The organism is Amycolatopsis silviterrae, assembly GCF_042684085.1.
GTDB classification, from domain to species: Bacteria; Actinomycetota; Actinomycetes; order Mycobacteriales; family Pseudonocardiaceae; genus Amycolatopsis; species Amycolatopsis silviterrae.
On the sequence record NZ_JBHUKS010000004.1, the window covers coordinates 708,871 to 722,362 of the forward strand.

At 69.7% G+C, this 13,492-nt stretch carries 12 protein-coding genes; 2 read left to right on the forward strand and 10 right to left on the reverse strand.

Going from position 1 to position 13,492, the window contains the following annotated elements:
• Positions 1–119: 119 nt before the first annotated feature.
• Positions 120–1,721 carry a carboxylesterase/lipase family protein gene (locus ACFSVL_RS07090; protein ID WP_378301552.1) on the reverse strand — a complete coding sequence of 534 codons (1,602 nt, stop codon included), beginning with the start codon at positions 1,719–1,721 and terminating at the stop codon, positions 120–122.
• Positions 1,722–1,962: 241 nt separating this feature from the next.
• Positions 1,963–2,850 carry a LysR family transcriptional regulator gene (locus tag ACFSVL_RS07095; protein ID WP_378301554.1) on the reverse strand — a complete coding sequence of 296 codons (888 nt, stop codon included), beginning with the start codon at positions 2,848–2,850 and terminating at the stop codon, positions 1,963–1,965.
• A 126-nt stretch (positions 2,851–2,976) separates the two neighbouring features.
• Between ACFSVL_RS07095 and ACFSVL_RS07100 the strand changes: the two genes are divergently transcribed.
• Positions 2,977–3,966 carry an NADP-dependent oxidoreductase gene (locus ACFSVL_RS07100; RefSeq protein WP_378301556.1) on the forward strand — a complete coding sequence of 330 codons (990 nt, stop codon included), beginning with the start codon at positions 2,977–2,979 and terminating at the stop codon, positions 3,964–3,966.
• A gap of 334 nt (positions 3,967–4,300) precedes the next feature.
• Here the strand turns inward: ACFSVL_RS07100 and ACFSVL_RS07105 are convergent, their stop codons facing one another.
• From ACFSVL_RS07105 to ACFSVL_RS07135, 7 genes are read right to left on the reverse strand one after another with little or no spacing between them, the layout of a single operon-like run.
• Positions 4,301–4,705 (reverse strand): hypothetical protein, encoded by a 405-nt coding sequence (locus tag ACFSVL_RS07105; protein ID WP_378301557.1) that lies wholly within the window; start codon positions 4,703–4,705, stop codon positions 4,301–4,303.
• A 9-nt stretch (positions 4,706–4,714) separates the two neighbouring features.
• Positions 4,715–7,969, reverse strand: coding sequence for a hypothetical protein (locus ACFSVL_RS07110; RefSeq protein WP_378301559.1), 3,255 nt, complete (start codon positions 7,967–7,969; stop codon positions 4,715–4,717).
• Entirely contained in the window at positions 7,969–8,301 is a 333-nt protein-coding gene (locus tag ACFSVL_RS07115) for a hypothetical protein (RefSeq protein WP_378301561.1), read from the reverse strand. The genes ACFSVL_RS07110 and ACFSVL_RS07115 overlap by 1 nt, the downstream gene beginning before the upstream one ends.
• Position 8,302: 1 nt before the next feature.
• Complete coding sequence (locus ACFSVL_RS07120; protein ID WP_378301563.1) at positions 8,303–8,560, reverse strand: acyl carrier protein; 258 nt, start codon at positions 8,558–8,560, stop codon at positions 8,303–8,305.
• Positions 8,553–10,196, reverse strand: a complete 1,644-nt coding sequence (locus tag ACFSVL_RS07125; protein ID WP_378301565.1) for a fatty acyl-AMP ligase — start codon at positions 10,194–10,196, stop codon at positions 8,553–8,555. The genes ACFSVL_RS07120 and ACFSVL_RS07125 overlap by 8 nt, the downstream gene beginning before the upstream one ends.
• A gap of 53 nt (positions 10,197–10,249) precedes the next feature.
• Complete coding sequence (locus ACFSVL_RS07130; RefSeq protein ID WP_378301567.1) at positions 10,250–11,467, reverse strand: RNA polymerase sigma factor; 1,218 nt, start codon at positions 11,465–11,467, stop codon at positions 10,250–10,252.
• Positions 11,464–11,835 (reverse strand): YciI family protein, encoded by a 372-nt coding sequence (locus ACFSVL_RS07135; protein WP_378301569.1) that lies wholly within the window; start codon positions 11,833–11,835, stop codon positions 11,464–11,466. Before ACFSVL_RS07135 ends, ACFSVL_RS07130 begins: the two co-directional genes overlap by 4 nt.
• A 117-nt stretch (positions 11,836–11,952) precedes the next feature.
• Here ACFSVL_RS07135 and ACFSVL_RS07140 point away from each other — a divergent pair, with 117 nt between their 5' ends.
• Positions 11,953–12,720, forward strand: a complete 768-nt coding sequence (locus ACFSVL_RS07140) for a methyltransferase (RefSeq protein ID WP_378301571.1) — start codon at positions 11,953–11,955, stop codon at positions 12,718–12,720.
• Between the two features lie 12 nt (positions 12,721–12,732).
• On the opposite strand, the gene ACFSVL_RS07145 is transcribed toward ACFSVL_RS07140, so the two are convergent.
• A complete protein-coding gene (locus ACFSVL_RS07145; RefSeq protein WP_378301573.1) occupies positions 12,733–13,473 on the reverse strand; it encodes an alpha/beta fold hydrolase in 741 nt (246 codons plus the stop codon).
• Positions 13,474–13,492 lie beyond the last annotated feature (19 nt).

The following is a 13,492-nucleotide window of genomic DNA, read 5'->3' on the forward strand; positions in this document are numbered from 1 at the left end:
TAGCCGCCGGCGTGCGCACTGTCAGCAGAGTTCGGAAAAATCCGGGCCAGGGCGGGAGGTTCTCGAATTCCGCACCGGAAAACGGGGTGCGCTGGACAATCCAGCGCACCCGTTCGCGATCAGTGCCGGTTGAACGGGGTCAACGGGTCCCAGAGTTCCGCACAGTGGTGCTGACGCGGGATTTCCGTGGAGATCTGGCTGTCCCCGGCGGCGTTGAGCACCATCACCACCGGATCGTCCTTTGTGTACGGATCCCAGCGCGGCGCGCCGTCCACGGTCGGATTTCCGGTGCGGGCGAAACCCGTCCACTGGGTCACGAGCTGGTCGGAGAGCACCTGCTGATTGGGCGTGAGCTGGACGCCGTTCGGGAACAGCAACAGCCATTCGGCGATGTGATAGGCGCCGTTCGGCTTAGTGGGGTCGACGAAGAATTGCGCCGGGACATCGGTGTCGTCGACCTGGTAGGCGAAAACTGGAATATGCCGGGACAACCGCTCGTCGTTGAGCAGCGCGGGACAGACCGAGTTGGAGTCGGCGACGATGGTGCGGAAGGCCAGGAATGGGGCGGGCTTGGGGAAACGGTTCATCGGGTATGTCGCACGGACCTCGCGCGCGTGCTTGCCGTACTGCTGCTTCACCAAATTGTCGTAGTCGGCAGCGGTCGTGGCGGAGGGAAGCTGGGTTTCGTCGCGGTCGACGCCGTGCATCAGCGTCACGCGATTGACGTGCCCTGTGGCGAAGGCCTCGGCGGGCGACATCGGCAGGGTCGTTCCGTTGACGATCGGCGCGATGGTGCCGCTGTCCGGCCCCATCCCGCGTCCCGCCTGGTTGAGCACGTCCCGCGCCGGCAGGCGACGCAGGCACGCGGCAGTGCTGCACCGGAGGGCGGTGGCGAATCGTGCACCGGCGAGCTGCGCTTCTTTCTCAGTGGGCAGCTGTGCTTTGCAGTCCTGCGTTTGCCACACCGTGTCGATGCCGAGCAGCGAGTTGTACTCCCCGCTTTGACTGATCCCGCGCTGGAACAGCCCGGCCGAGTCTGGCGAAGCGGTGTGCGCGCAGACGCTCGAACCACCCGCGGAATCACCATAAATCGTGACATTGTGCGGATCGCCGCCGAACTTGGCGATGTTGCGTTGCACCCAGCGGAGGGCGGCCTGCTGGTCTTGGAGGCCGTAGTCGCCAGCGTGCTCCCCGAACGATTCATGGGCCAGGAAACCGAAAATCCCGAGCCGGTAATTGACTTCCACGCTGATGACGTTCCCGCCGGTCACGAGACGGCTCGCGTCCTGCGGCTTCCAGAACAGGAACCCGCCGCCGTGGATCTGCACCATCACCGGAAGCGGACCAAGACCCGCTTTCGCCGGAACGCGCACGGTCAGGTTGAGGCAATCCTCGTTGTCCGAACCAGGACCGGTGCCAGCCGGCTGCGGACACTGGTTGCCCTCCTCGGTCGCGGCGAACGGTTCAGTCCAGGGCTGTGGCCGCCGCGGCGCTTCCCAGCGCAGCTCGCCGACTGGCGGTGCAGCGTAGCGAATTCCTTGCCACGACTTGACTTCCGCGCCCGCGATCCCGCACACCGGGCCGTCGTCGGTGGTCACGGTAGTGTCTGGCGAACAGGCTGGCGCACGCAGACCGGTGGCCAGCGACGCCGACGCGGGCAACGACAGCACCACCGCCACGACGGCCGCCAGCGCGGCGGGTGCCTTTCCGGCGAATCTCATCCGTCCTCCTTCGGTCCCGCCTGCCCGGGGAGGACGAACGACGAGCAGCATCCACGCACCGAACAGGCGGTTTACCGGCATGGGCTCGACCGACGACCAGGTCAGGGTCATCGCCGCGGGACCTCATCCCGCGAGCCTCCAGTCTGACCGCCGCGCGCGGCGGCACAACCTCCGTTCGGGCGCGCGGGAACTGGCAAATTCCCGGGCACGATGGTCTTTGTCCGGGATCAAGGCCGTAGCGCTAATGCACGGTTTCCCGGGCCGCCACTTCCCGCAGTTCCCGCACCAGCTCGCGCACCGCGAGGGACTGCGCCCCGGCATAGGTGGCGACATACCCGATCCGCCGGGTGGGCGGGTCGGCGATCGGCGTGACGTCGACGCCCGGCGGAGCGGCGGCGAGGCTGAGCTTCGGCAGGATCGCCATGCCGATCCCTTGCGCCACCATGGAAAGGACCACCCCGTCGTCGGCGACGTCGATTTTCGCCGACGGCAGCCAGTCCTGTCTGGCCCACCAGGATCGGGTGTAGGACGAGCAGTTCTCCGGCCAGTCGAGCAGCGGCAGACCGCGCGGGTCGGGGCGGCTGGCCGGGTTGACGAGGAAGTACGGCTCGCGCAGCAGTTCCCCGGCGACCAGGCCGGACGGCGGCGTTTCGTCCTCGCCGAGGGTGGCGATGGCGACGTCCGCGCGGCCGTCGGCCACCTCGCCCGCGGTGCCGCGGCCCAGTTCCTGGACGATCAGGACCTGCGGACGCAGACCGGAATGCTTGGCGGTCAAGCGTTCCAGCGCCGGCGGCAGGAGTTGTGCGGCGGCACTGCGGAAAGCGGCGATCCGCAGCGGGCCGGTGAGGGTTCCGGCGGCCGCGCCCCGGGCTTCGGCGCGGAGAACGTCGAGCTGACGCAGAATCAGCCGGGCGTGCACGAGCGCGCGGGCACCGGCCGCGGTGGGGCGGGCGCCGGTCCGGCCGCGGTCGAACAGGACGGCGCCGACCTTGCGTTCGCAGGTCCGGACCGCGTGCGAGACCGCGGACTGGGTCAGGCTCAGCTCGGCGGCAGCGGCGGTGAAGCTGCCGGTGCGCTCCACCGCGAGCAGCAGGCGCAGCTCGCCCGGGGTGAGGTCGACAGCATCCATCCGGCCAGCCTAACCGGATCCATGAGCGAGATTCATGGATCCGCCACGTCCATCGATCCCGACGGCTGCCCAAGCGCCTTCCGCACGCCTACGTTGCAGGTCAGAGCCCTTCGCTAAGGAGATCCCGTGTCACTGACCGCCGTCCGCCAGGTCCGCCGCCCCGAGGGCGCGCCGAGCGCCGCCGATTTCGAGTTCGTCACCCAGCCGCTGCCGGACCTCGCCGACGGCCAGGTGCTGGTCGAAAACCGTTACCTGTCAGTCGATCCGTATATGCGCGAGCTGATGGAGTGGGGCGGCTGGGAGCTGGGCGCGGGTCTGGAGGGCCGCACAATCGGCGAGGTCGTCGAGTCGAAAGAGCCGACGCTGCCGGTCGGCACGACGGTGTTTCACCGGCACGGCTGGGCCACCCACGCCGTCCTCACCACCGCCGACGCCCGCGCGATCACCCCGGCGGACGGCGTTCCGCTGAGCGCCTACCTCGGCATTCTCGGCGGAACCGGGCTCACCGCGTACGTCGGCCTGACCCGGATCGCGCGGATCAGCCCCGGCGACGACGTGTTCATCTCCGCGGCTGCCGGTGCGGTGGGCAGCGCGGCCGGGCAGATCGCCCGGCTGCTGGGCGCGGGGCGGATCGTCGGCAGCGCCGGATCCGCGGCGAAGGTCGAACACCTGACCCGCGACCTCGGTTTCGACGCCGCCTTCGACTACCACGACGGCCCAGTCGCCGACCTGCTCGCGAAAGCCGCGCCGGACGGCATCGACGTGTACTTCGACAACGTCGGCGGCGACCATCTGGCCGCGGCGATCGACGTCCTGCGCGACCACGGCCGAGTCGCCTGGTGCGGTTCGGTCGCGCAGTACAACAGCCTGCGCACGCCGCCGAGCGCGCCGCACAATCTGTTCGACGTGGTCGGGAAAAGCCTTCGGATCGAAGGGTTTCTGGTGCGCAATCACCTCGACGCGCGCGAGGAGTTCGAGGAATTCCTGATCCCGCGCGTCCGCAGCGGCCAGGTGCTCGTGAACGAGACCGTCGCCGACGGGTTCTCGCAGGTGGTGGACGCGTTCATCGGAATGCTGCGCGGGGAGAACGTCGGGAAGATGCTGGTCCGGATCTGACCCGCAATGCCGGGGACCTAAGCCGGGTGGCCTCAGCCTACTGACTGTCCACAAAGGACGATCAAGTCAGCGAAATGCCTGATCAATGCCAGAATGCCCGTTTCTTTAAGTCCGTGAGGGGCCCCTGAGGGAATCTGATTCCCTCAGGGGCCCCCTCACGGCCGACACGCTCGGCTCCCGCTGTCCGCGTCGGCCCCGGCGCATGCCAACGGTCCGCCAGTGGCTTCGGCCTGGGCGAACACGCCTCGGCTGCCGCCATAACGCCGCCTTAAGTCCTTGGCATTGGATCTGACCGCCGGGAGGGGGCACGCGGCCCCCTCCCTAGGTCAGCACCTCAATCGCGCCAACGGTTGTTGAGGAAGGCGTCGTCGTCCTCGTCGTCTTCCACCGGACGCGGACGACGGCTCGGCCGGCGCGGAGCCTCGGCTCGCGGCGGACGCTGCTCCGGCGTCACCGCGAACGGCGACGCCGAACCCGGCTCGTTGCCGAACTCGTCGGAATCGAACGCCGAGGGCGGTTCGGTGCTCGGCCGGTCCGTGCTCCACCCGGACTTGGTCTTGCGCTTGCCCAGCTCCCGCCGGTGCTGGACGTACCGTTCGGCCGCCTGCACCTGCTTGGTCATGTACTCCTGGGACTGCGCCTTGACCTCTTCGGCCTTCTGCTCGCGCAGCGCCCTGCGGTCGGCCTGCTCCCGGACGAGCGCGTCCAGTTCGGCCTTCATCGCGGCGGTTTCGCTCATGCGTCGCTCCTACCTGGTCCGGATGATCGGCGCGTCGTCGTCATCGTCGAGTGAACCAGTGATCCGGCTGGCCGGCTCGCCGAGGTTGTCGAAGACCGCGCCCTCGACCCGGTACGCCGCACGCCGCTCGGTCTCGCCACCGCCGCCGCCACCGCCGTGGCCGCCGCCCATCGCGCCCATGCCGGGCATCCCGCCGGACCCCTGCTGGCCTGGCTGGCCGGGGCCGCCTGGGTGATCGCCCGCCGGCTGCGAGAACCCGCCGGTGTTGGTGCCGGCGATCGGCGTGTGGTCGACCCCGACCACGGGCCCGCCGTGCAGCGGAGCGCTCGGGGCACCAGCGGGGATGCCCGGACCACCGCTGTGCGAGATCTCCGGACCCGGGCCACCGGCCGGAACGCCGTGGTGCAGCGGCTGGGCCGGTTCGCCCGGATGCGGCACCCCCGGACCACCGCCCGCTGGACCGCCGGAATGCGAGATCTCCGGACCGGGGCCACCTTCGATCGGATGTCCCGGAGCACCCGCGGGATGCCCGCCGAACGGATCGCCGGTGTGCGACATCTCCGGGCCGGGTCCGCCCTCGATCGGATGCGTCGGCGAGGGGTGGCTGCTGCCGGGCGAGGCACCGCCGTGCCCGGGGCCGTCGGGTCCCTTGTGATCACCAGCGGGCTTGCTGGGACCGTCGTCGTGCTGGCCAGGACCGTCACCCGCGTGGTGCTTGCCGGTGCTGTCCTGCGGCTTGTCTTCCTCGCCGAGCGTGTAGGTCGTCGGGTTGCCCTTGCCGTCGTCGACCGTGACGACAGTCGGCCCGTTCGGCCCGTCCGGACGCTCGGCGGTGATCTTCGTGTCGCCGTCGCGGAGGTGGATCTTGCCGTCCGCGCCGGGGTGGTGGACCTGGTTGCCGTGCCCGTCCTCGCCGCCGTGCGCAGCCGCGGATTTGTCGTCGGCGGACCAGTCGATCTTGAAGTCCTTGACGTGCCCGGCACCCTCGCCGATCTTGATGTCCATCTTGCCGTCGTGGTCCGGCTCGGACATTTCGAAGGTCTTGTCGCCCTGCTTGACCTTCAGGACATCCCGGTCGTCGTCGCCCGGCTTGCCGTCGTGGCCCTTGCCGTCCTCGTCGCCGGGCTTGCCGTCGTGCCCCTTGCCGTCGTCGTCGCCCGGCTTCCCGTCGTGGCCCTTGCCATCGTCGCCGGGCTTGCCGTCATGGCCCTTGCCGTCGTCGTCACCCGGCTTGCCGTCGCCCGGCTTGCCGTCTTCGCCGCCGGGGTCGGTCTTGATCGGCGGGCCGTCCACCGGCCCACCGCCGCCGGAACCGCCGCCGCCCTTGTCGCCAGGAGCCTTGTCGCCCGGGCCCTTGTCGTCCGGCCCCTTGCCGTCGGGACCCTTGTCACCAGGGCCTTTGTCCCCGCCGCCGGGCTCGCCCGGACCGCCGAGGCTGCCCCCGCCGTGGCTGCCCTGCGAGTCCTTCTTCAGCGCGTCCATCGCGGCCTGCGCCTTTTGCTTGGCCTCTTCCTGAGCCTTTTGCTTGGCTTCCTGCTCGGCCTTCTGCTTGGCCTCTTCCTCGGACTGGCCGTTGTCCCCTCCGCCACCGGAGCCAGACCCGCCCGGACCTGAACCGCCCGAGCCGGAACCGGACCCGCCGCCGGAATCGGTCTTGATCGGCGGACCGTCCACCGGCCCGCCGCCGCCAGTACCGCCGCCGGGACCGCCGCCCGAGCCCCCGCCGAGGCTGTCGCCGCCCGGCGAACCGGACGGAACGTCGAGGTCGGGAACCTTCCCGCCGCCCGAACCAGACCCGCCGCCAGTACCGCCACCGATGCCGCCGCCAGTGCCACCGGGATGGTCGCCCTGCGGCTTGTCCGAACCGGACCCGCCCCCGGTGCCCCCACCAGTACCGCCGCCGGTGCCACCGCCAGTACCGCCACCGGTGCCACCGCCGTAGCCGCCGCCACCCTGGCCGCCACCTTGACCGCCACCCTGACCGCCGCCCTGGCCACCCCCGCCAGGACCACCGCCACCAGGCCCACCAGGCCCGCCCGGACCGCCACCGGCTCCGCCGGCCCCACCGGCTCCGCCGTCTTTGGCGCCCTCGAACTTGTTCTTGAGCTTGCCCATCTCCTTGTCAAGGGCGTCGTAGGCCTTGTCGACCAGGTCCTTGGCGTCCTTGCAGGCCTTCTCGAACCCCTTGTAGATGGTGTCCCACATGTCGGGGTTGAACTGGTTCATGATCCACTGCTTGGCGAGGTCCTTGCCGTGGCTCTGGATCTCGTCGTCGTTGCAGCAGCCCTGGTCGTTGAGGGTGTCGACCAGGTTGGTGCCGAAGTTGTAGTCCATCCAGCCGGCGATCTGGGCCAGGTCGTCGACGCTGCCGTGCTCGCCGTTGGCGACCGCGATGACCTTCTGCGCCATCGTGTAGTCGGCCTTGCCGACCTGGTCGCGGTACAGGGCGATGACCTGGTCGGCCTTCCCCTTGCACAGGTCGAACAGCGTCTTCGTAGCGGCCAGCGTCGCTTCGCTGGCGTGGCTGAGGTCGTCCCCCAGCTTCGCGGCCTTCTTCTGGATGCTGTCGTTGTACTTGTCCGACGCCGCGTCGGCTCCCGCCCCGGTCCAGGTCTGGAACAGGGTGCCCAGTTCCTTCCCGGTCTCGGTCAGCGTCGACTTCACGGTTTCCGAACCATGCTTGAAGTGCATGGCGTCGTTGATGAAGCCCTCGAAGCTGATCCCGCGCTGCTCGTCGAAGGGTCCCCGGATGTCCTTGTCGAGGTCGAGCTTGCGCGTGTTCCCCTTGCAGTCGTCGGGGAGCTTCTCGAGCAGCCCGCCGAAGGTCTCGAACACCCGCAGCGCGGCCGCCGCGGGGTCGAAGAGTTCATCGGACGTCTTCGTGCCGGTGGCTCCGGCGTCCTTGCCCTCGCCGGGGGCGGGCGGAGCCTTCTTGTCGAGTTCGCCCTTGCCCTTGTCGACTTCTTTTTTCTTCTCGTCCTGGTTGTAGCTGTTCTGCTGGCCCTTCTGCCGGGCCTCTTCGTAGACCTTGTCGAGCGGCGGGGCACCGCCCGGCATCGCGAACGGATTGTCCGGGATGGGAATGAACGTGCGCCCGTACGACTTGATGTACTTCGCGACGTCCTTGCCCTCGTCGCCCTCGGGATGCGGGTGCTCGTTCACCCACGCGCGGAGCAGTCCGTCCTTCAGCTCCGGCGGCACCGCCGAGTTGTCGAGCAGCTTCTTGACGTCCGGCCACGTCTTGGGCTTGTTTTCGTCCGCCATCAGAGGATCCCGTCCACGCCGCTGCCGGTCTGGTTAATGGCCCCGGCCTGGTTGTCCTCGTTCTGGCCGTAGGCCGACCCGGCGGTCTTGATGTTCGTGCCGAACGATTCGAGAGCCTTGCTGTAGCCGGAGACCGCTCCCCACAGCTGTTTGGTGCCCTCGAGGTACTTGTCGGCGTGCGCCTGGTGCACCCGGCCGAACTTCTCCTTGGTCAGCTCGGACTGCTCGAGGTCCGGATTGTCGTCCAGCAGTTTCTCCGCCAGGTCACCGATTTTGGTCGACGCCTTCGACAACGCTTCGGTTGTCGCGGTGTACCCGCCCCCACCGCTCATTTCAGTGCTTCTCCTCAGCTCGGCTTGTTGCCAGGGCCTCCGCCAGCACGTCCGCCACGGATTCCACGTCGGTGAACCGATCGAGCTGGTCCAGATCGATCGACACGTCGTAGTAGATCTCCAGCGCCGCGAGGAGCTTGATCCGGCCCTTCGAGTCGATGCCGAGCTCCTCCAGCGGAGCGTCGGGCACGACGAGGGCCGGGTCGAGCCGGAAGGTGTCGCTGACGACCTTCGTGACCTCGGCGCAGTGATCACCCACGGACGCCACCGTAACGCGCTTTGGCGGCGGACCGGGCGACCTTTCCGCTGGAAGTGCGCGGAAGTCCGCCAGAAGGGACCAGGTGTACCGCGCGAAGGGTAAGATCGTGCGCCCTCGACACCGCTCGCAGCACGGCCCGCGTCACGTCTTTGACCTCGGCTTCCGCCCCGCGCGCCCATTCCGCGACCACCATCGCGCCCTCGCCCTGCTCGTCGGCGACGCCGAACGCGGCGACCCGGTCCCGCCGGATCGCCGGATGCGCCTCGCCCGCCGCGGCTTCGAGGTCCTGCGGGTGGAAGTTGCGGCCGTCGACGACGATGAGGTCCTTGAGCCTGCCGGTCACGTAGAGGTCGCCGCGGTGGTACACGCCGAGGTCGCCGGTGCGCAGCCAGCCGTCGAGCCCGTCGAGGACGCCGCCGAACGAGTCGGCGTCGCCGCGGCCCCAGTAGCCGGACGCGACGTTCGGCCCGTGCACCCAGATCTCGCCGACCTCGTCCTCGGGCTGCTCGTGTCCGTCGTGGACGATCCGGACGAGCTGCCCGACCGGCCGTCCCACCGACATGACCGGCTGGCCGTCCGGGGTTTCGACGGCGCGGCCCTGCGCCAGCGCTTCCCGGTCGAGCACCGCGCCGCGCGGGCCTTCTTCTCCGGCGCTCGCGACGTACACAGTGGCTTCAGCCAGCCCGTACGACGGCCGGTGCGCCTCCGCGCGGAACCCGCGCGGGCCGAAGACCTCGTGGAAACGCTCGACCGTGCGCGGCCGGACAGGCTCGGCGCCGTTGAGCGCGACCCGGACGTCCGAGAGATCGAGATCGTCCTCGGCGCCGACGTCGGCGGCCAGGTCGTAGGCGAAATTCGGGGCGGCGGTGAAGACGGCCGGATAGTCCGACAGCTGGCGCAGCCACCGCTGCGGCCGGTGCACGAACTCCGCCGGCGACATGAACACCGACCGGCCGCCGACGTAAACGGGCAGGCACAGCAGCTGGATCAGGCCCATGTCGTGGAAGAACGGGATCCAGCCGGCACAGGTCGTCCGCTCGTCCGAGGCGTACGCACGGCTCGCCTGCCAGCAGGCCGCGACGATCGCCCGGTGCGGGATCACCGCGCCCGCCGGCTCGCGCGTCGAACCCGACGTGTACTGCAGGTAGGCGGGGCTTTCCGGGTCCACCCGAACCGGGTCGACACCCGGTCCGGACAGCTCGTCGACCACCACGAGTTCGCCGGGATCGCTGAACTCGCGCACCTTCGCCGCGACCGCCGACGACGTCGCCCAGACTCGCGCGCCGGAGTCGGCGAGGACCCCGGCGAGCCGGTCGGCCTGCGCGCGGTTGCCGGCCAGCATCAGCGGAACGGCGACCATCCCGGCGGCGAGAGCGCCGAAAAACGCCAGCGGATAAGCGAGTTCCTGCCCGGCGAGGATCGCGACGCGCTCGCCCGGTTCCGCGACCCGGCGCAATTCCCCGGCCACCACCCGGACTCCTCCGGCGAACTCGGCCCACGTCAGCGTGTGCTCGACGCCGCGGGTGTGGTCTTGGTGGGTGAACAGCGGGCGTTCGTCGGCAGCGCGGGCGAACAACCGGTCCACGATCGAGTCGTGCAGGACCTCGTCAGGCACGCTCGCGGACGTCCGGGACACCCAGCGAAACCTACCCGGTCGGACAGAAGTCCGTGAGGGGAACCCTGAGGGAATCAGATTCCCTCAGGGTTCCCCTCACGGACAGCTGCGGCCCGGGATTCCAGATAGCGTTTTTCCGCGATACTCGCCGTCGCCTTGGCCGCCAGCCGGTAGTTCTCGTACGCGCCAGGCAGATCCCCGGCTTTCTCCAGCAAATGCGCCCGCACCGACAGCAGCCGGTGGTGCCGCGCCATCCGCTCCTCACTGTCCAATGTAGACAACAGGGCGAGCCCGGCCCGCGGCCCTTCGGTCTCGGCGAGCGCGATCGCGCGGTTCAGCGTCACGACCGGATTAGGCGCGATCCGTTCCAGGATCAGGTAAAGCGCGTGCACCTGCCGCCAGTTCGTCTCCTCCGCCGTCTCCGCGTCGGCGTGCGTCGCGGCGATGGCCGCCTGCAGCTGATACGGGCCGAGCGTCGAACCGCCAAGGGACGCTTTCGCCAGTTCAGTGCCTTCGTCGAGCATGGCGCGATCCCACGTCGTGCGGTCCTGGTCCGCCAGCGGCACCAGATCGCCAGACGACGTCGTACGAGCGGCACGACGGGCATGCGTCAGCAGCATCAACGCGAGCAGACCGGTCACCTCGCTGTCGTCCGGCAGCTGCGCGTGCACCATCCTGGCCAGCCGGATCGCCTCGTACGCCAGGTCGGCGCGGTGCAGGTCGCGGCCAGAGGACGCGGTGTAGCCCTCGTTGAAAATCAGGTACAGCACCTGCAGCACGACCCCCAGCCGCTCCGGCCCTTCCGCACCGGGGAACGAACTGCCCGCCGCCTTGATCCGCTGTTTGGCGCGGCTGATCCGGGCAGCCATCGTGCCCTCCGGCACCAGAAACGCGGCGGCGATCTCGGCCGTGGTCAGACCGCCGACCGCACGCAGGGTCAACGCGGTCTGCGACGCCGGCGTCAGCGCCGGATGACAGCACAGGAACAGCAGGAGCAGCGTGTCGTCGGTGTCCGGCACCTCGGGCGTGGTCTCGACGACGTTCGCCAGCTCCCGCTCGCGGCGCGCCTGATCGCTGCGCAGCTGGTCGACGTAGCGCCGGGACGCGACCGTCGCCAGCCAGCCGCGCGGATTGTTCGGCACGCCTTCTGCCGGCCACTGCTGGGAAGCGGCGAGTACCGCCTCCTGCACCGCGTCCTCGCACCCCTCGAACTGGCCGTACCGGCGCACCAGCACGCCAAGGACCTGCGGCACGAGTTCGCGCAGCAGGTCCTCGACAGCGGGAGCGGTCACGCGTCCAATTGTCCTTCCGAGAACATGATCTGGCGCACCTCGACCCCGAGCCCCTCGATCGCGGCGTCCGGGACCTGCGCGGCCAGCTCGATCGCGCGCTCCTTGCTCTCGACGTCGAGCAGGTAGTAGCCGCCAAGGAACTCCTTGGACTCGAGGAACGGTCCGTCGGTCACCACCGGCTGCCCGTTGCGGACCGACACCACCGCGGCCTGCGACGGATCGGCCAGCGCCTGTGCGGCGATCAGCTCGCCGGACTTGCGCGTCGACTCCATGAACGCGGTGACGCCGTTGCCGAGCGCCTCCTTCTCCTCGTCGGTCAACGCGTCGAGGACGGACTGGTTGATGTGCAGGCTGATCAGGAACTTCATCGTCTTGCTCCTCGTGGTTTCGGGGTCTTTCGGGGAGTGGTCGGAGGCGCGGGCGGATTCTGGACATGGACTTTATGTGACGCGCGTCACTAGCTGCCGTGGCGGAAGATTACCGGCATGGAGACCGACGCCTGGGCCGCGCTGGCGAGTCCCTTCGTGGAAGGCGCGTACGCGTCCGTCAAGGGCCGCGTCCGCACGTACGTCCTGCACCAGCAGCTCATGACGCACCTTCCCCCGCCGCCGGCCACGGTGCTCGACGTCGGCGGCGGGGCCGGACATCAGTCGTTCCCGCTGGCACGTATGGGTTACGACATCGTCCTGCTGGATTCGTCCAAGGCGATGCTCGCGAAGGCCGAGGAGCGTCTCGCCGCCGAACCAGCCGAGGTGCGCGAGCGAGTCCGGCTGGTGCGCGGCCGCGGCGAGGACGCCGTCGTGGCAGTCGCCGGGCAGAAGTTCGACGCGGTGCTGTGCCACGGCGTGCTGATGTACGTGGACGATCCCGTGCCGATGATCGACGCCCTGTGCGCTTGCGCGGCACCGGGCGGGATCGTGTCGGTGATGGCACTCAACGCCGAGACGCTGGCCGTCCTCCCCGCACTGGAAGGACGGTGGAGCGACGCACTGGTCGCCTTCGACGCGCACCGGGAGCGGGGCGTCCTCGGCGTGGACACGCGCGCGGACACCGTGGCGGACCTGTCGCAGCTGCTCGTCGGCCAAGGGGCGGAACCCCTTGCCTGGTACGGGGTTTGGCTGTTCGCCGACTGGATGGACCTGGCCGCCGACGAGAACGAGCTCGCCGAGATCGCGGAGGTGGAACTGGAGGCCGCGCGACGCGATCCGTACCGGCGGCTGAGCCGGGTGTTCCACCTCGTCGCGCGTGCCTGAGCCGTTCCGCGGTCAGGATCCCCAGAACTCCGTGAGGATTCGCGCGCCCTGGACCGGATCCTGTGTCATCCACCAGTGCCCGAGCCCCTCGAGCACCGCGAGCTTCGCTCCGGCCCGCGCGGCCGAGTCGCGCCGCTGCTCGTCAGTCCCGACGTAGTGATCCTCAGTCGCCAGGATCACGAGCCCCGGACGCTCCGCCGCGCGTTCGAGATCCCGGCCGAACTCCGCGATCACCGGCTGCGCCGCGGACCGGTAGAGCGGCAGCACCGCGCGGGCCATGTCGTCGTTCATCCCCGCCGCGACCTTGGCCGCCACCGACTCGTGCATCCCGCCGCCGACCAGCCGCTCAGCCCGCACCTCCACCGGCGCGCCGAACATCGCCGCGACGGATTCCTCGCCGACGCCCGGCTTCTGCCACCCCTGCGCGAGGTCGTGCCAGACGTAATCCGGATGGAACGCCCCCGCCGTGTCGCTGGCCCAGCTGCGCACCAGCTCCGGACGGGCCATGACGGCGTTGAGCACGTGCGCGCCGCCCCAGTCGTGGCCGACCAGGTCGACCGGCTCGGGGAACTTCTCCAATTCGCCGATCAGCCAGTCGCGGTACTCGACGGCGGTCGCGCCGAACCCGGCGGGCAGCGGCGAGCCGAATCCGGGCGGGGACAGGCACACGGTGCGCCGGTCGCCCAGCTCGGCGAGCAGGCGCTCCCACACCGCCGGAGTCTCCGGGTTGCCGTGGACGAAAACTGCGGTCATCGGACTTCCTCCCTCTGGT